This window comes from Bradyrhizobium sp. LB11.1 (assembly GCF_040549385.1).
In the GTDB taxonomy this organism is placed as follows: domain Bacteria; phylum Pseudomonadota; class Alphaproteobacteria; order Rhizobiales; family Xanthobacteraceae; genus Bradyrhizobium.
The window spans coordinates 1-21,184 of sequence record NZ_JBEPTH010000031.1 but is presented as its reverse complement, the minus strand read 5'-3'; the positions used below and the strand labels follow the sequence as shown (position 1 = coordinate 21,184).

At 60.6% G+C, this 21,184-nt stretch carries 18 protein-coding genes and 1 pseudogene; 4 read left to right on the top strand and 15 right to left on the bottom strand.

The annotated features are described in order from the left end of the window. A pseudogene (locus ABIA96_RS35525) lies at positions 1-401 on the top strand (hypothetical protein); the annotation flags it as partial. A gap of 583 nt (positions 402-984) precedes the next feature. On the opposite strand, the gene ABIA96_RS35520 reads toward ABIA96_RS35525, so the two are convergent. The 4 genes from ABIA96_RS35520 to ABIA96_RS35505 all read right to left on the bottom strand — a co-directional run bounded on the left by ABIA96_RS35520 (position 985) and on the right by ABIA96_RS35505 (position 3,586). After that, positions 985-1,356, bottom strand: coding sequence for a DUF1622 domain-containing protein (locus ABIA96_RS35520; protein ID WP_354141565.1), 372 nt, complete (start codon positions 1,354-1,356; stop codon positions 985-987). Positions 1,357-1,456: 100 nt separating this feature from the next. Further along, on the bottom strand, positions 1,457-2,698 hold the full coding sequence (locus tag ABIA96_RS35515; RefSeq protein ID WP_354141564.1) for a cation:proton antiporter: 1,242 nt from the start codon (positions 2,696-2,698) through the stop codon (positions 1,457-1,459). Between the two features lie 102 nt (positions 2,699-2,800). Continuing rightward, entirely contained in the window at positions 2,801-3,184 is a 384-nt protein-coding gene (locus ABIA96_RS35510; protein WP_354141568.1) for a CrcB family protein, read from the bottom strand. A gap of 12 nt (positions 3,185-3,196) precedes the next feature. Continuing rightward, complete coding sequence (locus ABIA96_RS35505) at positions 3,197-3,586, bottom strand: fluoride efflux transporter FluC (RefSeq protein WP_354141563.1); 390 nt, start codon at positions 3,584-3,586, stop codon at positions 3,197-3,199. A 470-nt stretch (positions 3,587-4,056) separates the two neighbouring features. On the opposite strand from ABIA96_RS35505, the gene ABIA96_RS35500 reads away from it, so the two are divergent. Next, on the top strand, positions 4,057-4,995 hold the full coding sequence (locus ABIA96_RS35500) for an HAD family hydrolase (protein ID WP_354141562.1): 939 nt from the start codon (positions 4,057-4,059) through the stop codon (positions 4,993-4,995). Between the two features lie 20 nt (positions 4,996-5,015). Continuing rightward, positions 5,016-5,672: a hypothetical protein gene (locus tag ABIA96_RS35495; RefSeq protein WP_354141561.1), complete on the top strand. Its 657-nt coding sequence runs from the start codon at positions 5,016-5,018 to the stop codon at positions 5,670-5,672. 292 nt (positions 5,673-5,964) lie between these two features. Here the strand turns inward: ABIA96_RS35495 and clcA are convergent, their stop codons facing one another. The 8 genes from clcA to ABIA96_RS35455 form a co-directional block, all read right to left on the bottom strand. Beyond that, positions 5,965-7,377: a H(+)/Cl(-) exchange transporter ClcA gene (gene clcA / locus ABIA96_RS35490; RefSeq protein WP_354141560.1), complete on the bottom strand. Its 1,413-nt coding sequence runs from the start codon at positions 7,375-7,377 to the stop codon at positions 5,965-5,967. Positions 7,378-7,556: 179 nt separating this feature from the next. Then, a complete protein-coding gene (locus ABIA96_RS35485) occupies positions 7,557-9,053 on the bottom strand; it encodes an arylsulfatase (RefSeq protein WP_354141559.1) in 1,497 nt (498 codons plus the stop codon). 62 nt (positions 9,054-9,115) lie between these two features. Then, on the bottom strand, positions 9,116-10,156 hold the full coding sequence (gene cydB, locus ABIA96_RS35480) for a cytochrome d ubiquinol oxidase subunit II (protein ID WP_354141558.1): 1,041 nt from the start codon (positions 10,154-10,156) through the stop codon (positions 9,116-9,118). Beyond that, the gene (locus tag ABIA96_RS35475; RefSeq protein WP_354141557.1) at positions 10,153-11,544 is read right to left on the bottom strand and encodes a cytochrome ubiquinol oxidase subunit I; all 1,392 of its coding nucleotides are present in this window, start codon (positions 11,542-11,544) and stop codon (positions 10,153-10,155) included. The genes cydB and ABIA96_RS35475 overlap by 4 nt, the downstream gene beginning before the upstream one ends. A gap of 48 nt (positions 11,545-11,592) precedes the next feature. Next, the gene (locus ABIA96_RS35470) at positions 11,593-13,383 is read right to left on the bottom strand and encodes a pyrroloquinoline quinone-dependent dehydrogenase (protein ID WP_354141556.1); all 1,791 of its coding nucleotides are present in this window, start codon (positions 13,381-13,383) and stop codon (positions 11,593-11,595) included. Positions 13,384-13,545: 162 nt separating this feature from the next. Further along, on the bottom strand, positions 13,546-13,989 hold the full coding sequence (locus ABIA96_RS35465; RefSeq protein WP_354141555.1) for a YidH family protein: 444 nt from the start codon (positions 13,987-13,989) through the stop codon (positions 13,546-13,548). 10 nt (positions 13,990-13,999) lie between these two features. Next, positions 14,000-14,521, bottom strand: a complete 522-nt coding sequence (locus ABIA96_RS35460; protein ID WP_354141567.1) for a hypothetical protein — start codon at positions 14,519-14,521, stop codon at positions 14,000-14,002. Further along, positions 14,521-15,462 carry a formylglycine-generating enzyme family protein gene (locus tag ABIA96_RS35455; protein WP_354141566.1) on the bottom strand — a complete coding sequence of 314 codons (942 nt, stop codon included), beginning with the start codon at positions 15,460-15,462 and terminating at the stop codon, positions 14,521-14,523. Before ABIA96_RS35455 ends, ABIA96_RS35460 begins: the two co-directional genes overlap by 1 nt. A gap of 502 nt (positions 15,463-15,964) precedes the next feature. Here ABIA96_RS35455 and ABIA96_RS35450 point away from each other — a divergent pair. After that, entirely contained in the window at positions 15,965-16,354 is a 390-nt protein-coding gene (locus ABIA96_RS35450; RefSeq protein ID WP_354141554.1) for a hypothetical protein, read from the top strand. 94 nt (positions 16,355-16,448) lie between these two features. On the opposite strand, the gene ABIA96_RS35445 is transcribed toward ABIA96_RS35450, so the two are convergent. From ABIA96_RS35445 to ABIA96_RS35435, 3 genes are all read right to left on the bottom strand, one after another. Further along, positions 16,449-18,056 carry an efflux transporter outer membrane subunit gene (locus ABIA96_RS35445; RefSeq protein WP_354141553.1) on the bottom strand — a complete coding sequence of 536 codons (1,608 nt, stop codon included), beginning with the start codon at positions 18,054-18,056 and terminating at the stop codon, positions 16,449-16,451. A 156-nt stretch (positions 18,057-18,212) separates the two neighbouring features. Then, complete coding sequence (locus ABIA96_RS35440; protein WP_354141552.1) at positions 18,213-19,514, bottom strand: HlyD family secretion protein; 1,302 nt, start codon at positions 19,512-19,514, stop codon at positions 18,213-18,215. Continuing rightward, the gene (locus ABIA96_RS35435) at positions 19,511-19,885 is read right to left on the bottom strand and encodes a DUF3302 domain-containing protein (protein ID WP_354141551.1); all 375 of its coding nucleotides are present in this window, start codon (positions 19,883-19,885) and stop codon (positions 19,511-19,513) included. The genes ABIA96_RS35440 and ABIA96_RS35435 overlap by 4 nt, the downstream gene beginning before the upstream one ends. Positions 19,886-21,184: the final 1,299 nt, after the last annotated feature.

The window sequence follows — 21,184 nt, the reverse complement described above, 5'->3', positions numbered from 1 at the left end:
GCCGTTCGACTTGGGCACTGCGCCTATCACTGTCCATAAGGACAGTTCTCAACAACACGTCTCATTCGGCAAGGCGGCCTTCACCGGAGGGATACAGCAAAAAGCCATATCCTATCTACGAACTGGCCGGTCCGCGCGTCTATTCATACGAGGAGTTGTTGCGGACCATTGCCCGTACCGCAGGTTTGCGGCCGGGGCTGGTGCGGATGCCGTTCGCCTTGTGGGATCTACTTGCCGGCGTCGCTGAAATCTTGCCGCACCCGCCCCTCACCCGCAATCAGGTCGAACTTATGCAGATCGACACTACAGCCTCGGACAACTTGCCGGGGTTTCGCGTGCTCGGCATTTCGCCGCGATCGCTCGAAGAAGAACTCGAAGCGATGCTCAAGCAAAGCAAATGAGGAAATTCAGCAAACTGCGCAAGAGGCCCATACCGTACCAGCTAGAGGCCGGGATGGCTCGTCGAGTCTTGATAGGGTACAGCGACAAAGGTCGTTGCGCGGGCGGTAGGCACAGCCTTCACTTTTGGGACGCAGCGGCGTGGTAATGCTGACTGGCGTTCCATCGCGTCGATGGCACACTGTATACTTCCGTACAGGCTCCAGATCTCTCATCGCTTCGATGACGAAATCTATGTAGGCCTCGGACGCGTCGAGGAAGAATTCCTTGTCGGAGTACCTGCCCACATTGGTCCTCAGTGCATGCGCCTGCGCCCAGGTCGCAAGCCTTTCGCGGTCGGTGCGGGGCGTTTTGCCCAAGAACGACGCCTGGGAACGAGCTTTTCCGCATCACGATGTACACTTCCGCTTCGGTCGAATTGCAAATCCAAGTTGGTACTGGCCTGAATCCATCCTTATCTATCGCGATTCTTGGATTCCCGTCCCGCGGCGAGCTCCGCTTGCCTCGCCGGAAATGACACCAGGGTATTGCGCGACGGCCACACGAAGCAAGATCTACAGCGCTGCGGTCCGCTCCGGCGTTGCATCATTCGGAAATAGACTTGCGGTCTACCGGCTTGAATTGCCGCCTGCGAACCTCGGAGAGATCTCTCTCGAGGAAGAAGTTGAGCAAAGTTCGAATCAAAGCAACGGTCGCGAGGCGCACCAGTTCGTCCCAGCTCGGAGCGAGTGAGGTCTCAAGGATATCGGCGGCGAGCTGGAAGGTGAGGCCGGCGACCAGCCAGCGCGCATAGTGCAGCCACACGTTTCGCCTTTCATGTCCGGTCGCAGAGGGCAAGAGCATGACCCGCAAACCCTGGACAAAGGCTTGGATCGTCCCGGTCGCTATGACGACCAATACCATCGTATCGATGACCAGCACCGTGCCATCGGTGATTGCAACGAGCCATTCATGCATGGTGGGCACCTGGGGACATCCTCAAACACGTCGCCTCGACCCGCAGGTGGGCATCGGATGGCTGCAAGCAAGTCGGCTCCGACGGGCTTGGTGAAGAAGCTCATGCGCTGCCCCGCAGAGTATCGCGCCCCCCGTCCTCCAGCATGCCGGGCGCGAAGCGTTCCGTCAGCACCGGCCCGAGAATGGACGTGGCCAGCATCAACACGAGTACCGCGTTGAGCATCGTGTCGTCCAGCATTCGTTGCCCGGCCCCGTTGCGCGTGTCGAAGGCGACCACCGCGGCGGCCAGGGTTGCGGCCACCTGCGGCAACGTTAGCGCCCACATTGTCGATCTTGCGGCCGGTGTGTAACCGAAAAGGCGAGCCCCGACCGCCGCGGCGATCCACTTTCCCGCCAGCAAAGCCACGACGAGTCCTGAGGCCAGACCGAAATGGTCGACGACGTCTGTGACGAACACGACCGGATTGATCACCAGGCCGGTGACGACAAAGAAGCTCGGGATGAACAAGGCTTTGCCAAAGAATTCCAGTTTGCCCCTTGCCGGATTCTCCTGCACCGCGCTGTTGACCGCCAGTCCCGCCAGGAACGCGCCGACAATCCCCGGCAGGTTTATGAAGTCGGCGATCGCGCCTGCGACCGCCATGACGGCTAGCATCAGCAGAAAATGGGCCTCCTCGTCACTTTCCATCCTGCTCAATGCCCAGGCGCCGGCGCGACTGAGCCCAATCAGGATCAGCGGCACAAAGACGGCGATCTCGATGAGCTGGATGACAAGCCCTCCCGCTGAGAAGCCGGTCGTATACATCGAGACGCAGACCGCGAACACGACCAATGAAAGTGTATCCGACAGCACTGTGGCGCCGACTGTCACGACGATCGGTTCGAGCCGAATGACACCCAGTCTCTGAACTATTGGTACACTCAACAACGTGTGGGATGCGAGCAGCGATCCGACGACGATCGCTGGGATGAGCGCATAGCCAAAACCGAGGCCCAGCAAAGTGCCGAAAAGCAGTGGCACGCTTGTGGTAAGAAGTCCGAAGGTGATCGAGCGGGCCTGAGCTTTGCGGAAGAGGGCAATGTCGATCTCGAGCCCGGCGGAAAACATCAGCAACAGCTTGCCCAACTCGCCGAAGAAGTTCGCAATCGGCCGGTGCTCACCGAAGAAGCCGAGCACGTGCGGCCCCAACGCGACTCCGAAGAGCAGCAGCCCGACCATTGGCGGCAGTCTGATGCGAGCCGCCAGCCGCGGAACGCCGACGATAGCCGCAACAACGACCGCGAACTTTGCCAGATCCGGCAGCGCCATGACGTGTGATCTTACCGCGTCAATCAGGCCCATCGCATTGAACCCCTCGCGTCACATTGGCGAAAGCCGGTCCGAACTACACGTCGAATGCAAACGGTTGCTTCCACGAGCGTCTCTTCCCCGCAGGAGAGCGGTTCATGCTGAGCCTTGTCCGCCGAGCTTCAGTCCGACAGCGACTGCGATGGAGCCCAGCACCAGACTGATCACGACATAGACTGACGCGACAACCGCGCTTGCCGTCGAGGCCGACATCAAAACGACTGCGCCATAGACAAAGCTCGAAAATGTTGACAGTCCGCCCGCAATGCCTGTGCCGAGCAGCATCTCGGCAGCTTCAGACACGATCTGTCTGCCATGCAGCGCCGTGACGAGACCGAGCAGGAACGCGGCCAAAAGGTTGGCAACGAGGATATCCAATGGGAAGTTGTCCGCCAGGCTCGGCACCATCAGCATGCTGAACTCGCGCAACACGGCGCCCAGGGCCCCGCCAACGAACACCAGTATGACAATATTGACCACGGCCAATCCCCCTCAGCCCTGCGCACGGGCAAGCGTGCCGCCGAGCGCGGCGGCGAGCTGACCGACTAATACTGACAGCAGAAGATAGGACGCGGCAGGAGCGCCGCCTCTCTTTCGGACTAGCTTGGCGGCGTCGAGTTGCATGCTGCTGAACGTCGTGTAGCCGCCGAGCACACCCGTCAGAACACCGGCATTAAGAGCCGTACCATACCGATCGCGCCAGTCGACCTTGAACAGGACGGAGAGGTAGCCGATGGCGAAGGCACCCGACACGTTGATCACGAACGTGCCGACGGGAAAATCGCCATGATAGTGTTCGCCGATCACACGCCCGATCAACCAGCGCAACAGTGATCCCAGACCACCGCCCAGACCGACCCACATGACATCCAACGGCGTCATCCCGGCTACTCCGATTCTGAACTGGGCTTCCCCGATCATTGTTGCAATCGCAAGAACTCCACTGTTGGCGCTCCGGAGTAACGAGCATCTCATCGCGCCCAGCGCTCTAGGATAAGTTTTCCAATCCGCCCGGGCTATGCAAATCCGGCATTGACGAAAAAGGGAATCGAGGCGTGTCGTCGGCCAGCGTTGAATCGTGAGGGTTGTTGCAAAGAGGGGTCGGCTGCCATCGGCTGTTGCCGTGCCGACAAATGTTCCAAGCTCATGCCGGTCGGCCATAGATCGAACGGCCAGCTGCAAAGGGGCAAACCGACACGAATGAGCCACAACGGACGTCCGGTCTTGGCTCTATCTTTTAGGCCGACTTTGCATAGGCGATCCGCTGCCACTCCTCTACGGTCGTCGGTGACGACAAGCCGTTTTGTTGGTGAGCGGACGTACGGCACGCAGTGGATCAGAAGGAGTCAATCATGGGCGCGCCCGGAAAACCGAGCCCACTTACCAGCTGGAACGACGGTGCGGCGAAGTCACAGATCCTCGACTTCGTCGCGCGCGTGACGCAGCAAGGTGGGCCGGACTTCATTCCACCTGCAGAACGCATCGCGGTCTTCGATAACGACGGCACGCTCTGGTGCGAGCAGCCGCTGCAAGTGCAGGCCTTTTTTCTCATAGATCGGGTCAAGGAGCTCGCCGGCAAGGAGCCGACCGTAAAGGAGCGCCAGCCGTTCAAGGCGTTGCTCGAGCTGGACCTCAAGACGCTGATGGGTCTTGGCAAGCAGGCACTTCTCGAGCTGGTGTTTACCACGCATTCGGGCATAAGGGAGGAGGAGTTCGACCCCATCGCGCGAGACTGGTTGGCGAAGGCGAAGCATCCCAAGTTCGGGCGGCTGTTCAAGCAGTGCACCTTCCAGCCGCAGCTCGACCTGCTCAAGTTCTTGCGGGAGAAGGACTTCAAGATCTACATCGTGTCGGGCGGTGGCATCGATTTCATGCGCGCGTGCTCCGAGGAGATCTATGGCATCCCGCGCGAGCAGGTCATCGGCTCGAGCAACAAGCTTCGGTTCGAAGTGAACGAGGACCGCGCGGGGCTGATGAAGCTTGCTGAACTCAATAGCTTCGATGATCGCGAAGCAAAGCCGCAAAACATCGCGTTGCACGTCGGCCGGCGGCCGATCCTGGCGTTCGGCAATTCGGACGGTGACCTGGCCATGCTGCGATATTCCAAGACCGGCAAAGGCCCGCGCTTGGCTCTTCTCCTTCACCACGACGACTCCGAGCGAGAGGTCGCCTATGACCGAGAGTTCCGGCTGAGTCCGCTCGGCGAAGCGCTGGACAAGGCGGACGCCTACGGGATTACCGTGGTAAGCATGAAACGCGATTGGAACATCATCTTTCCCACGGCCTCGTAGACCCGGAGGGGAGATCGTTTATGCCCGCACAAAATCCTCAAAGCCCAACTACGGCCATCGACATCCTGCTGGAACCTGACGCCACGATGCTGGGTCACGCCCAAGCCAACAACGCTCGGTTGCTCAAGGTCTTTCCGAAGGGATTCGCCTTGGATGAGGCACACCGTCCGCACATCACACTGATTCAGCGTTTCGTCCGCACGGTGGACCTCGACAAGATCTATGCCGCTGCCGAAAAGGTCTTCGCGGGTGCCAGCGTCACCTGCATGCAGCTGGAGGCGTTCAAATACTACTATGCACCCGGCAAGGATACCGGCGTAGCGGGTATCGTCGCACGGCCGACGCCAGCACTGCTCACGCTGCAACAGGTACTGATTGCCGCTATAGCCCCATTTACAGTGGAGACCGGGCCGATCGACGCGTTCACCGCGCCGCACGACGATTCCGCCTACGACGCCTTGCTCATCGGCTACGTGTCTACCTTCGTTCCGAAGCAAACCGGCGACCAGTTCAGTCCGCACGTCAGCACCGGCGTCGCACCCCGGGATTACCTCGACAAGATGCTCGCCGAGCCGTTTGCGCCATTCGCCTTCTCACCCGCGGGGGCGGCTGCTTACCAACTCGGCCCGTTCGGCACGGCTGCGAAGAAACTCAAGGAATGGAATTTGAAGTCCTGACGAACGTCCCGCTCCGATCCTCACCTTGAATGAAATTGGAGTGCCTTTCCTCGGTTCTGAACGGATTCGACTGGCCGCGGATTGGTTCCGCGGCCTGAGTTCCTGTTGCGCAACATGTGCGAGGGCAATGCCCGGCTGTGACGGTTGTTGCAGAGTATTCGAGTGTCAGCACTACCTGACGAAAAAAAGGAATCGAGGCGCGTCATCAGCCATCGGTGAATCGTGTGCGGAGCAGGTTCGGCTGCAATTGGCCGTTGTGGTCGCCGGACGAAGCCACAGAAATCTTCAAAGCTCATGCCGGTGGACCGTCGATCGGATGACTCGGCTTGTCTCCCGTTGGCGGCGACGCACCCGAACGCCTGGCGTCCGCAGTTTCCGCCTGCTTGAGGCGTGTTCTTTCGCGCTCCAGAGTGAGCTCCCGCAACGAATCGTAGATTGGCGGGTCGTGCATCAGAGTTGGCACCAGCATGGCCATGAAACAGACCCCCAACATCGGCAAAAGCATTGTTACGTTTGCCGTCATCTCAACGACAAGTGCGATGCCAGTCAGCGGGGCGCGGACGACACCGGTGAAAAAGGCGGCCATCCCGACAACGGCGAATCCTTCTGGCTGAATGTTCAGATCTGGAAATACAAGCTGGCAGAGCTGACCGAAGAACAATCCCAGTTGGGCTCCGAGTACAAGCATCGGGGCAAACAACCCCCCAGGTGTCCCCGCCGCATACGATACGGCGCCGAGGCCGAGCCTGAGCAGGAAAACGAGAGGAAGCAGGCGGAGCGTTTCCGCGCCGGCCAGGCTGCGCTGCGTAATCGGATCGCCGCCGCCTACAAGATCAGGCGCGAGCCAGGCGAGCACCCCGACCGCCCCGCCAATAACACCCGCGCGCAACTCGACGGGCCACCGGTCGAGTTGACGCATCATCGCAATGGTTCCGAGCAGCAACCGGTTATAGAAAATCGCCGCAAGCCCGGCGATCGCTCCAAGGACAAAGTAGAGCGGCCTTGTCGCCGCATCAGCATAGGCCAACGCTCCAACATGGAAGTCCGCGGCGTCGCCGAGGAGCATACGTGACACGGAGATGGCGGTCGCCGAGGCACCAAGCGCCGCTATCGCAACGCGTAGCTCGAAACGCCGCACCAATTCCTCAAGGACGAAAATAGCTCCGGCGATCGGCGCATTGAAAGCAGTGGCGAGGCCAGCGCCGGCGCCGGCGGCAAGCAACACTCTGCAGTCGGGCCAGCCGCGTCGAAATTCTTTGCCGACGAGATGCCCAATGGTGGCCGCCATCTGAACACTCGGGCCTTCACGGCCGAGCGCCAGCCCTGAGCCAATCGCCAGCACTCCCGCAACGAACTTCACAGGTATGATGCGAAACGGCGCCTGCGGCACCTCCTCGTTCAGCACCGCCTCGACGTGAGGGATGCCGCTCCCTGCCGCGTGAGGCGAGTAGCGGCGAACCAGCCAGGCCGCTACTGCCGCCCCGGCGGCACAAGCGATGCTGAGGACCAAAAAGCCGACGAAAGCCTTTGAATGCGCCCAGACGATGAGGACATCGCGAAACCTGTCCGCCTGTTCAAGCAAGAGCAGGAAGAGCGCTCCTACCAAACCTGAAACCGCGCCAACGACAAGCGCCAAAACAGCAAGGACCAGGATGCTGCCATGGTCGCCATCTCGCTCGCTCGCAAGGTTCGGCCCGGAGGTCATTTGCATTCCGATGCGCACCAATCTCACAGAGCACGATCTCGCCCCGCTGGCCCGGCCGCCGCCGAAAATTCCGGCTTGGCGGCCAGGTCTCGATTCCCGACGCAGTGAAGACCCCTCGGGCCGCTCCCGACAAATCAATCACTTGGGGTCTTTGCGTCCCTCCAGTCGGCGAAGTTGGGCTAGCGGTTAGCGCTTGAGGAAGCCTCCTGGAGATGCCGGAGTACCTCGTCCAGATTGAATGCTGCAGGTTTCTGCCGCGGCGGGAATTTTACGAACTCCGGGATTTGTTGGGCAACTAACCCCTGCATTTCGTAGAGAATATAGGCGTGCGAAATAAGCCAGTCCCAGTATGTATTTGAGTTCTCGTCGGCCCGCTCAAATGGGTCACGCCGGAGGTGGAACATCTTGGGAGCCCGCAATTTTACGAATGGCTCGAACCAGCACAGGAGCTGTTTGGCCCTTTGTTCCATGAGCACGACTTTCCAGTCGCCCATCCGGATCGCCAGGATGTCGCCGTCGTCACTTATGTAGAAGAAAAACTTTCGAGGTCCCTCCTTCGCCGCCCCCGTCATATACGGCAGCAGATTATAGCCATCGATATGCACTTTGAACGTCTTGTCTCCTACCTTGTGGCCTTGCAAGAGCTTCGACGCAATTTCCGGATCTCCCGCGGCAGCGAGCAGCGTAGGTAGCCAGTCCTGGTGCGAGGCGACGTCGTTGAAGACCGAGCCTGCCTTGATCTGGCCTGGCCAACGGACGAACACCGGCACACGCCATCCGCCCTCCCAATTGGTGTTTTTTTCGCTACGGTATGGAGTGATGCCGCCATCTGGCCAGGTGTTGTAATGGGGACCGTTGTCGGTGGAGTACATGACGATCGTATTGTCAGCGATGCCTAGCTCGTCGAGCTTCGCGAGCATCATGCCAATGTGCTCGTCATGAGCGACCATCACGTCGTTATATTCACCCTGGCCGCCGCTCTTGCCCTTGTGCTTCGCCGCGCTGTGTGTGCGGAAATGCATCCCGGTGGTGTTGTACCACATGAAGAACGGTGTGCCATTCTTGTGTGCTTTGTCGATGAAGCTCAGGGCGTGCTGGGTGACTTCTTCATCGATTGTCTCCATGCGTTTTTTCGTCAGCGGACCGGTGTCTTCGATCTTCTGGCCTCCCTTACCGTCGGACCAGCTGTGCAGCACGCCACGCGGACCAAAATGCTGCTTGAATTTCGGGTCCTTAGGATAGTCCGGATCCTCGGGTTCCTCCTCGGCATTGAGGTGGTAGAGATTGCCGAAGAACTCATCGAAACCATGCAGCGTCGGAAGGAATTGGTCCTTGTCCCCGAGATGATTCTTGCCAAACTGACCGGTGGCGTAGCCGAGCGGCTTTAGCAACTCGGCGATCGTCGGGTCTTCCGCGTGGAGACCGACATCGGCCCCGGGCATTCCGACCTTGGTCAAGCCGGTGCGGATCGGGTTCTGGCCCGTTATGAACGCCGCACGGCCTGCAGTGCAACTCTGTTGGCCATAGTAGTCGGTGAATGTCGCCCCTTCGTTGCCAATTCGGTCGATGTTGGGGGTCCGATACCCCATCTGGCCCCGATTGTTGTAGCTGATATTCCACCAGCCGATGTCATCGCCCCAAAGAATGAGGATGTTCGGTCTGTCAGTCTTAGCCATTTCAAATCTCCTCCTGTTGGCATTGCAGTTTCAGGCGTAGTTGAGAGGTATGACTCCGCGCATTATGGTCGCTCTGCTGTCGACGGCGGCGCGCTCGTTGGGGTGTAGCCTTTGCGCTGCTTACCGCGGAACATCCAGTAGACGACCGCCGTGTAGGCCCCGATCACCGGCAGCACGAACAGTCCGGCCCCCCAAAACAGGAAAGACAAGGAAGCCTCAGGCGCAGCCGCAGCGGCCACCGTGACGCTGTAGGGGATCATGTAGGGCCAGAACATCACCGCGAGCGAGAGAAAGGCGGCGACAAAGAGCACGACCGTCATGGCGAACGGCCATGAATCGCGAAGCTGACGCGCGCCCGAAAAAATGCCAACGATCGCGACGATGCCGATCAGCGGAAAGACAAAGCCCCAGGAACGGTCGAGAAAGAGGCTTCCAGTCATGCGAGCCCGATCGACGAACGCCATCACGGCGGCAGCGCACAGGACCGCAACAACCGCGCCGGCAAGCATCGGTATGCGACTGCGCGCCCAGCTACGGAGCGGATCTTCGGACTTGAGGACCAACCAGCCCGCGCCAAGCAGGGCATAGGCAAGCACGAGGCCGATCCCACACAGGAACGGAAGCCCTGCGACCCAGTCGAACGAGCCCCCGGAAAACTGGCCGTTCACGACCGGTACTCCGCGGATCATGGCTCCGACCGCAGCCCCTTGGACAAAGGCCGCAACGAGCGAGCCGGCAGCGAAACTTCGATCCCAGAATCCTTGTGCAGTGCCCCGAGCGCGGAATTCGAACGCGACGCCGCGGAATATCAGTCCCAAGAGGAGCAGCAGCACCGGGATGTAAAAGGCACCCAGGAACACTGCGTAGACGACAGGGAACGCTGCGAACAACGTCGCGCCCACGATGATCAGCCAGGTTTCGTTTCCGTCCCAAAATGGAGAGATCGAGGCGATCATTTCATCGCGCAGCGCCTCGTCTTTAGTTGCGCCAAAAAGGATTCCGACGCCGAGGTCAAAGCCGTCCAGGACGACATAGGCGAGAATCGCCACGCCGATCACGGCGACCCAGAACAGGGCAAGCGCTGAGGGGTCCGCTGCACTCATCGGGGATCCTCCGAGGATGACTGCATGGCAACAGCCAGAGGCCGAGCCGGAGTCATTTTCGAGCGGTCCGACGCATCGCGCCCGGGGCCATCGCGCAAGAGTCGGTAAATGAAAACGAAACCAAAGCTGTATATGATCGCGTAGGCGATGACGTAGCACGCCAGCGAAAACAACACGTCACCCGTCGTCAACGACGGTGTTACGGCATCCTTCGTGCGCAGAAGGCCGTAGACGACCCAGGGCTGCCGGCCGACTTCGGCGGTAAACCATCCCGCCAGCACGGCGATGAAACCGCTCGGGAAGGACAGGAACGCCACCCACAGAAACCAGCGAGTGCTCTCCAGCCGGCCGCGCCAGCGCAGAAAGTTTCCAAACCAGGATACCCCGAGCATGATCAGGCCCATTCCCACCATGATGCGGAACGCGAAGAAGGGAATGATCACCGGGGGGCGGTCTTCGGGCGGGAAGGTCTCCAACCCAATCTCGCGCGCGGTCCAATTGCCGGAGGCGATGAAGCTGCCGAGCCGGGGGATCTCAATCGCAAGGAGATTCCGTTCCTCGAATGGATCGGGCAAAGCGATAAGCACCTCACTTGCCGGCTGCTGGGTCTTCCAGCGCGCCTCGATTGCAGCAAACTTGGCGGGCTGATGCTGAAGCACATAGAGACCGGTCAAATGGCCGAAGAACAGTTGGATCGGAATCATGACGGCAACGAGCGCGAGCCCCCAGTGCAGCATGGCGCGCGACTCCGGCATGTCCCTGTCACGGAGCAGGTACCAAGCGCCGGTGGCCGCCACGCACATGCCGGTGGTCAGGAAGGCGGCCAGCAGCATGTGCGGCCATCGAACCCGCACGATGGGCCCGGTGGTGATGGCCCACCAGTCACCCGGCTCGATCCTGCCGTTGACAATGACATGGCCGATCGGCACTTGCATCCAACTGTTGTTCGCGAGGATCCAGAAGGACGAGAACATGGTGCCGAGCGAGACCATGCAACAGGAGAGAAAGTAGAACCATGGCGGCACGCGGCCGCGACCGAGGAGCACGACGCCGAAGAACGTTGCTTCCAACATGAAGGCAGTGAAGGTCTCGTAGCCCAGCAACGGCCCCTGGATCGAGCCGGTGCGCTCGGCGAGTACGCTCCAGTTGGTGCCGAACTGGAAGGCCATCACGATGCCAGTGACCACGCCCATGCCGAACGACAGGGCAAATACCTTGAGCCAGAAGTCGAAGATGCGCCGATAGAGCTCATTGCCGGTCCACAACCGCACGCCTTCGAGAGTTGCAAGCCATGCGGCGAGCCCAATGGTGAAGGCTGGGAAAATGATATGGAAGCCGATGAGGAAGGCGAACTGCACACGCGACAGCAGAACGGGATCAAACTCCATGACCAAGCTCCTCATTGGCTCGCGCAGCGGCCGCCGCCGTTGGCTGCTTCAGTTGCCCTCGACGCCCAGGATCGAGATTTTCGCTCTCCTGATTTCGGCAGGAAAGGCGGGAGATACGTAGCCGGTTGCCACCGCGACTTTTTGGGCGCCGTTGGCTGTATAGGTGATCACTCCGCCACCGATCGCGCCGCCGATCTTCTTGCCCCACAGCTTCTGGCCGGTCGCCGCGTCAAGCGCATAGAAATTGCCGCCCACGTCGCCAAAGAACACAAGGCCCCCCGCGGTCGGCGTCACGGCGCCGATGATCGGATAATTGGACTTCAGCCTCCACTTCCACACCCCCGTGTCGGCGTCGGTGCCATGAAGCCATCCCGCCCAGACGCCGTCGGCGCGCGTGAACTTTCCGAACACGTTGGCCGGATTGAGAGACTTCTCTCCCGTCCATAATTGTCCGACCGAGCTCGCCACAACTTCTTCCCTGCTCTGCAACCTCACCGTTACGCACCAGTCGACTTCGCCGGTGAAGATCAGATTGGTCGGAGGGTCGTAAGCCGGGCTGTTCCATTCCTCGCCGCCCCCGGCGCCCGGACAAAAATGGACGTCCTTATCGACAGCGAAGGGCTCTTCCACATTCTCGATTCTTGTCACCGGCGTGCGGTACAAGAGCTTGTTGTCGGCAAGATCAAAGCCGTAAAGGTGTCCGTCCTTCGGCGCCACCGCCATGAGCCTCTTGCCCCCCCTCGTCTTGATCAGAGCCGGCGGGTTGGAGACGTCCCAGTCGTGCCAATCCCTGGGCACAAGCTGGAAATGGTTCTTGTACGCGCCGGTCTTGGCGTCGAGGACAACGATGGAGCCGGTGAAGAGATTGTCCCCCTGGCGGACGCCGTTGTCGTAGTCAGGCGCGGGATTGCCGACGGGCACATACAAGAGCCCGGAAGCCGGGTCCAAGGTCGTAGAAGTCCAGGCTCCTCCGCCGCTGATCGGAGCGCCAGGCACGTTTTTCCAGGTCGAATTGTCGAGCGGCGAAGCGCCCTCAGGCCCGCGAACAATATCGCCCTCGACCTTGGGCACGAGGAAGAATTGCCACACAATCTTGCCGGTCTTGGCGTCGAGCGCATACATGTGCCCTTTGGCGCCCTTGAAGTCTCCGCCGGCGTTGCCGACGAAGACGAGGCCCTGCCAGGCGATCGGCGCCGCCGGCACGTCTTCGGCCTTTTTCGCGTCCCCGATCGTCGCCTCCCAGAGCCGCTTGCCAGTTTTGAAGTCATAGGCCAACACGCGCCCGTCCTGGGTCCCACGGAACAACATGCCGTCGAGGTAGGCCGCGCCCCGATTGGTCGGCAGAATGTAGGACGGATATTCCTCGTGCACGCGCCAGTTCTCGGCGCAGGTCGCCGGGTTTATCGAGAAAATATCGAATTCAGTCGTACCGATGAGCGCGCCTTCGACCATCAGAAGACCGGTCTCCATGGCGGTCAATCGCCCGGTGTCGTAGGTACACAGCACCTTGAGCTTGGCGACGTTCTTCGTGTTGATCTGGCTGAGGTCGGAGAAGCGCTCGGAAGTCAGCGTCTTGTTGTAGCTCGGCCAGTCCGCGGCGGCCGGCGAAGGAGGAGCCGCCGGCGCAGGCGCCGGCGCCCCAGCGCCCTTGTAATTCGGGTTCGTTTCCGTCGCTACGACACCCCGACGCGCAAAAAGCGACAGGATTTCGCCGCGCACATCGCCGAGGTCCACCTCGACTCCGGCCTCGTCCGCAAGCGCGGAGGTGACTCCTCCGCTCATCACGCCGGCGGTTAGCGCAAAGAGCACGATGCTGAAGAGTTCGAGTCTGCGATTCATTTGCGCCTCTCCTGTTTTGCTGACAAGCAGGTTTTCTACTGTCGGGGGGCAACGCCCTTCGAGGGTAAGAGCTTCGGCTTCACGCTCATGCCGATGAACTTTTCTACGGTGGTCGGGCTTGATCGGTCATTGCGAAACCCCCTTCACTCGCGTTTCCGGCGGCTACACAAGGCGCAGCAGCACGGCAAAGAACGCAAACAAGCCGATGCCGATGAGGAGGACGGCGATGACGATCACCGGCGCCTGCACCCCCTCCCTTGTCGGTCCGGCAATTGGAGCGAACGATCCACCCCAAAGGTAACGAATGATCCACAAGTACTGCCAAACCGCGATGAGTAGCGCCAGGACACCACATCCGATCAGGGCCAGCCCGAGGTCGCGCGCTGCACCTGGATAAGCAGCAGGTCGGACTCCGGGCATCTGTTCCAAGCGCTCGAAGAACTGGACGATCGCGAAGCCGAAGCCGATCAGCGCGGTTGCTGTCCGTATCCACGACATCATCGTGCGCTCGATGCTCAGGCGAGTACGGATCCAGCTGAAGTGGCTGTCCGAGGTTACTCTTACCTCGAACCTGCCTGCACTTGGGGAAGAGCCTGGGTTTGCCATGCTGGATTCCCTATTGCTGACGATTCATGTCGGTGCCCTCACCGCGCGGTCCGCGGATACGTGACCGCGCAACGCGCAAAACGAGGCCTCGGATGATCAGGTACGGGACAAATGCGAGCAGTAACGCAATGACGAGCGCCTCATTCGGATAGAATGTCTTGAGCACGATGAGCTGATAGATCACGTCCATCACCAACCCCAGAAGGATGATTCTGGCGGTCGCGTTCAATCCCTCGCGCAGCCGTCCGACGCGTTCCTGCGGATTGCGCAGCACCGTCATGAAATATGGAGAGCGACCGGCCCGCGCGTCCTCTCGTCCATCGTGGATAGCGGCGAACGCAGCCATCAACGGCTGCAGGACAAAGCGGAATCGCATCGGCGCGTCCGGCCGCTCGACCAGGTCGTGCCAGAATCGTCGCCAAGCGTCGCCCGTAACGCCGTGCCACACCACGCCGGCGACGATCAGCACGACAGCGAGCACGAGGACCAGCTTGGCCAGGATGCCCAGTTCCTGCGGAGTGGCGTCGCTCATCACGCTGCCCCTGCCTGCCTCATGATGCAGCGGAACCCCACATGGCTGGTCGAGGTGTCCACTGGTTCTGGATGACGCGCGGCCGGGCGGTAGCGGCGGCAGTAATTTGGCGCACACAGATGCGAACCGCCCTTGAGCACCTTGCGAGGAATCCTGATCGCGGGCAGGCATCCGTCGCAGCTCGCGTCCTCGCGGCCGCCACGCGGATTCACCGGGATACAGCAGGCCTTGGGAGCATCGGCCTCGTGTTTCGGTGAATACCAATCGCTGGTCCATTCCCACACGTTGCCGATCATGTCGTAGATGCCATAGCCGTTCGCCGGGAAGGCGGTCACCGGCGACGTGCGTTCGTAGCCGTCATGCCTGAGGTTCTCGTGCGGGAACGCTCCCTGCCAGGTGTTTGCCAACTGGCTGCCGCCCGGCGTAAGCTCATTGCCCCATGCGAACTCCGCGCCGTCAATGCCGCCGCGGGCCGCAAACTCCCACTCTGCCTCGGTCGGCAGATCCTTGCCGGCCCATTTGGCGTAGGCCATGGCGTCGCTGTAGGCGACGTGAACGACGGGATGATCTTCGAGCCCGCCGATCGAGCTCCGTCGTCCATAAGGTCGCTTCCAGTTGGCGCCAAATGTAAACGTCCACCACTGGCTCCAGTCGCGCAAATCGACCGGATACTTCGGCGGATTGAAAACCAGCGACCCCGCCCTCAACATATGGGGCAGAGCGCCCGGATAGTCCTTCGGATCTGGCGCGATCTCGGCGTAGGTCACATAGCCCGTCGCATTCACGAACTTGCGAAATTGGCGGTTTGTGACCGGGGTGCGATCGACCCAGAAGCCGTCGACCGTCACGCGGTGGACCGGCGCCTCTTCGGCGTAGTGGCTGTCCGACCCCATGCGGAAAGTACCGCCGGAGATCCAGACCATGTCAGAGTGACAGGACATCTCGGAGGCCGGACTTTGCGCACGGACTAGCGTAGCGGTGTGGAACTCTTGCATCGTCTGGTCCTTCCCATCGCCGCGCCCGCAACGCAATTTGGAACGCCACGCCGTCGAACGCGACGCAGTGTGAGGAAAGCGCTCGGCGTTGACTATGCAGTTTCGGCCGAACGCGGAGGCGATTTGGCAGGCGCCGATTATCCGACGCTCTGCGCAAAGACGTCGATGACATCTTGAGATCATCGGACCGGATGCGTCTGACTATGCAAAAACGGTCGTTCGCGTTTCTATTTCAAATCGTGACGGCCAGCGCCGCGTCCACGACGTTGGGTCTAACCAGAGCGACCACCAAGACGCAATCAACACTTTTGCCGAAATGGCATAGCGCGACGACCGGATTGGAATATCTTTCCGAATTGACTTAGGGACGTCACCATCGACTGGCACTAATATTTATACGAGGCCTATACCAGCTGGGGTTTCCGCAGAACATCAATGGAGCACCCAAATGACACACATGACGCGAGTGTGTTCAATGCTAATTGCGGCGGCGCTGGGACTGGTAGCTGCAGCGGCGCCCGCACTTTCCCAAAACGCTGCTCAGTGCGTAGTGTCGGGATCAGCACCAGCGGGCTGGGGCTCTAACTCGATAGGCTATATCGAGATCGCTTCCGGCGGGAGTTGCCTGTTTACCGTCAATATTACCGGCGAAATATTGAGTTCGAGCGTTTCGCAGAATCCCGCACACGGCGCGCTGCAACAGCTCAATGTATCTTCTTTCACATACTCATCGCAGGCTGGATATCGAGGTAGCGATACTTTTTCCATTCAGGCGAACGGCAAGAGTCCGACGAGTTCTGGCACCTCAGTAATCACCATCAACGCAACCCTACAATAGCTTTTGCTCTGACTCTCCATTAGGTAACGACCCACCCACTGCGCTGGCGTAACAGCTAAAGATCGGCCTTGCGCGGCATGTCTCCTGCGAGGAGTCACCACTCGGGAGGCCGAACCGTCGGTCCGATGTCTCCCGGAGAAGGAAGACCCGGAGCCGGCGGTTGGGGCTGTCCGGCCGGCGGCAACAGCTCGCCCCAGTTGGTCCGTGCTCGCATTTGGTCACGTGTCGCGGCCGTGACGAAATAACTGTCTTCTCGTATCTGCCAGCCACCTCCGAGCGCGCGATAGATCGCGGTCGCACTGAGCGCGACATTGGCCGAGGCTGTCGCCACACTGCTTTCCGCCTGAAACAGATTCTGCTCGGCAGTCAGAACGGTCGTGAAATCTGTAGCCCCTTGCTCGTACTGTTCCGTCCCAATTCTCAAGGCGCCGCGCGCAGCGTCCGCACTCCTGCGCAGGTATCCGACCTGGACCCGCGACTGCAGAAAGGCGGAAATGCCGTCGTCCACCTGCTGCTGCGCCTTGAGAACGGTGTTTTGATAATCGACCAAGAGCTGCTGCAGCTTCGCGTCCTGCAGACGGACGTTGTTGGTGATCTGCCCGTAGTTCAGGATATTCCATTGGAACGACGGACCGGCGGCATAGGTTATGCCCCTGGAACTGACGATCTGTCCGAGGTTGTGGCCGTTCGCGGTGCTGGCTGCACCTCCGAACGAGCCGGTGATGCTGATGGCCGGATAGAGCTGCGCCTCGGCCAGGCCGATCTGCGCGTTCTGCGCCAGAGCGGCAAGCTCAGCAGCACGAACGTCCGGCCGGCGGCGGAGCAGATCCGCCGGGATTCCGACTGCGATCATGCTGGGCGGCACGGGTATGCTGCCTGTCGATCGGGCAAGCAGGGCCGCTAGCGAGACAGGCGGGATGCCGAGCAGCACGCAGAGCGCGTGCTGTCCTTGTTGCAATTGGATGGTCAATTGCGGAATCGCCGCCTGCGTCTGTTCAAGGACGTTAGTGGCTTGAAAGACGTCACGTTCGCTGGAGCCGCCGCCCTTGTACTTGGCCTTTGCGATCTCCAAGGCTTGCTGTTGCTTGCCGATATTGGAACGGGCGATCGCGATCAACTGCTCGGTGGTGCGGACGCCGATATAGGTGACCGCGACATCGCCGAGAAGCGTGACCAGAACGTCGTCGTAGCTCGCGATCGAAGAAAGATAGGCGCCATCGGCGGATTCAACGCCACGTCGAAACCTGCCCCAGAAGTCTAGTTCCCAGGCAGCCTGCGCGGCAAGCGAATCGGTCCAGAATTGAGTGGGTGTTGCGTTTGGAAGGGCGAGCGGCGTCGCAGCGCTGGGCTGGGTGTAGATCAATGATCCTGTGCCCTGCTGCACCTGCGGATAAAACGAGCCGATGGCGATGCCCAGCGCTGCCCGGGCCTGCAGCACGCGAGTCCCTGCGCTCAACAAAGTGAGGTTCTGGTTATAGGCAATCTGGACAAGCTGGTTGAGCGTAGGATCGCGGAAAGCCCTCCACCAATCGCGATAATCTTGGTGACCCGACCTGATCGAACGGCTGTTCGCGACGAGAAATTTGTCGGTGATCGGGGCCGCAGGCGGAACGAAGTCGGGGCCGACGGCGCAGGCTGTCAGCAGCAGAGCCAGTGCCGCCAAAAGGGAACGACGCGCGGCTCTGCGTTGGACAATCCCCATTGACGCAACCTCCCCCCGAATTTCGCAGAAGTGCATGTTCTACGGATCAATTTTGAAGCTGTCCGCGCCATGGCTCCAGAGCGTTGAACACAAAGATGCTGGCTGCGGCATTAATGTCACATGCAAATTCGGCAAAGCCATCCAGAGCCAACCGGGCTAGCCGCTGGCCACGCTTGGCACGACGTACAGCAACCACTTCTTCATCCGCATCGCGACCTTGGAGATGATGTGGGTCGGCTTGCCCACCTGGGTGTAGATGGCGGCACTTCCCCCCGAGCCGATGGACAGCTTGCGCGTGATGGTCGGATCATCGAACAGGATCTTGACCGCATAGGCGCCGGTCGATCCGACCTTCGCAGCGGTCGGAATGTCTCCGCTGGTGGTGAATTGGCCTCCGCCCGAGGCGGGGATCACGGCATCCACCCTTCCGGTGAATAGTCGACCCGGATAGGGGTCGAGCACCAGCTCCACGTCGTCTCCCGGCATCACATGCATGAGCCAATTCTGAGGAAACACCGCACCAACGGCGATGCTGGACGTGTCAACGAAGGTCCCAGCCGCCGCGAGCGGCGCAGGCACCAGCATGGTGCCCACCTGGACCTGCCAATTCACGACGTAGCCGTCGGCAGGCGCGGTCATCCAGCACTGCGCAAGGTTGAAGCGGGCGTCTCCCAGTTGGGCTTCGACGGCCGGCACGCCGCTCTGGGCCGCCACAACGGCGAAGGCCGCCTGGCGCGCGGCGGCTTCGGCCTGCTGCAGGGTGGACTGCGCAGCGGCCAATGCTGCCACAGCCTGTTGCTCCCCAGCCTGCGTCTGCGTGATACTCGCCGCGGCCTGCTGGACGGCGGCGTCCGCCTCCGCACGCTGTTGCCTGGCTTCGGCCACTTTGAGCTGGCTGATCGCGGCGATGTCGGCCCGCTGGATGTTCAAGGCGATCTGCTCCTGCGTCTTGGCCAGGTCGTCTGCCGCCTTTGCCTTGTTGAGAGCAGCCTGCGCGCTGACGACGGTCGCTTTGGCCTGATCGACCACAGCTTGTGCCTGACCGACTCCGTCCTTCGCCTTCGTCACATTTGCGTCTGCCGCTTGCGCGCCGGCCTGCGCCTGCTCGACGTTCGCTTTCGATACCTTGAGCTGGGCCTCGAGTTGATCGACCGTATACTGGTAGGGCGCCGGGTCGATTTCGAGCAGCAAGGCGCCCTTCTTCATCGGCTGGTTGGCCTCGGCATGCACGGCCTTGACCTGTCCCTTCACATAGGGAACGAGCTGAACCACGTACTGGGTCGTCACCAGCTGCGCCGTTAGCGGCGCGGACTGCGTCCACGCCACGACCACCCCGCCGATCATGAGAACGCCGGCGAGGATCATGCACGCGATGAGGTACGGCCGTGGCTTCAGGTGAAGCACCTTGAAGAGCACAAGGACGACGGCGGAATAGACGATGATCAGAAATGCGATCATGGCCGCATCCCCTCATCGACTGAAGCCTTGCGCAACGGGGCTTGCTGCTTGGTGGTCCCGGCTTCAGTCTCGTCCCGTCCAAGCCGATCATTTCCGCTGCTCGACGATCCTGATGGAGTGATGAAGGCCCAGATCAATGCCAGCGGCCACAGCAAACCGCCCGTCGCAATGCCGATCCAGCCGGCGACGTTGACCGCGGAGGCCTGCGGATGACCCCATTTCCGCGCGAGGCGGCCGGGCAATTGCCCCAGGCTCACAATGGCAATCATACCCACCGCGATGAGAACGGCAAATACCACAAATGCAAACGCATCCAGGACGCCAAATTTGGAATCCATTGTTGGTCCACTTTCTCCAGCGACACGGTCCACAGCGGACGAGCGGTTCTCCAGTTGCCCTTCGAGGTGAGAAGTGAGTTAGCCTCGAATGCACGACTCTTTAATGAGGTGGGCTAGCAAATCCCGTCTATCGCCGTTTAGAATGCTTTCCTGAGCGCGAAGGCCGTGTCTATGCGGATTCGGCAGGTTGGGCCAAAGGGCTGGTAGAAGCCGTTGCAGATGCGGAAAGGCTGTACTTCAATGACAAACGCGACGTCGCGCCAAACTCATCGTCTTTTTCGACCTAAATGGAGCTGAGCCATGAAATGGAGCAAGCTGTCGTTTGCCGTCGTCTCCGTACTCTTCGCAGTGCCCCTGTCGTTGAGTATTGGAACACTCAATGCGCGCGACGCCGACCTCGCCTTTCGTACTTTCGCGGCCACTCAGACGGCTAAACCGCAGTGCATGAGTGCCTGTCGTGCACGATATCGCGACTGCCGTCGTCTGAACCAGTTGCCATCATTCGAGTGTCGCGGTGTTTATCAGGACTGTACCCGATACACTTGCACTGGTTTAGGACCGGGATGACCGACGTGCCATTTGCCGCCGTCAGCGGCGACGCCAGCGCTCGACCTCTCCATCCCTCCAGGATCTGCTGACGCGCGCCGACGAAGTGAACGAATGATGCTGAGCCGCTTGAGTCCGGATGTGGCGTATCGCGAGCAGTCCGGCAGGACTTGTTAGAGTTTCCTTTCGAAGGCAGAGCTGACGTGATTCGTCTGCCGCGAGTATTCCTGCTCGTGACCCTGGCTGTGTGAAAACGCGGCAGCGCTGTTATGATTCTCCCATGAATCTGGGGGGAATTGATGAGGCGCTTCGTTGAGGAGGCGGATCGTGGGCAATGGACGCTATTGCCCGGATGCCTCGATGATCGCGGCGCCGCTTTATTTGCAGGTGCGCGATCTGCTTCAGGGGCGCTGCAGACGTGATTGCGCTGCCACCGCGTCAGCGGCTCGCCGCCCGGATGACGCGCCTCGCGCAGGTAGAGGAGCAAGGCGGAAAATTCGTGCTATCGCTCAGCCAGTGCTGGATCATTTTTTGGATCTCCGGTGACGCGGCGTTTCGTCACTTCGCTTCTTCTGACGTCTTCTAGAGATAGGCCACGTAAGAACTGATCCACACCAGAATGGATGCCAGCAGGCCAATGACGCCCGCGTTGGGTGAGAACGCAGTGGCACTGCCCGACATTCCGAGCTAACAGTCTGCTGAAAAACCCCTCGCCAGGGAGGGGACTTGATGATTCACTTTATCATCTCGAATCGGCGGAGACGATCATGCGCGGCAGGTTTACGG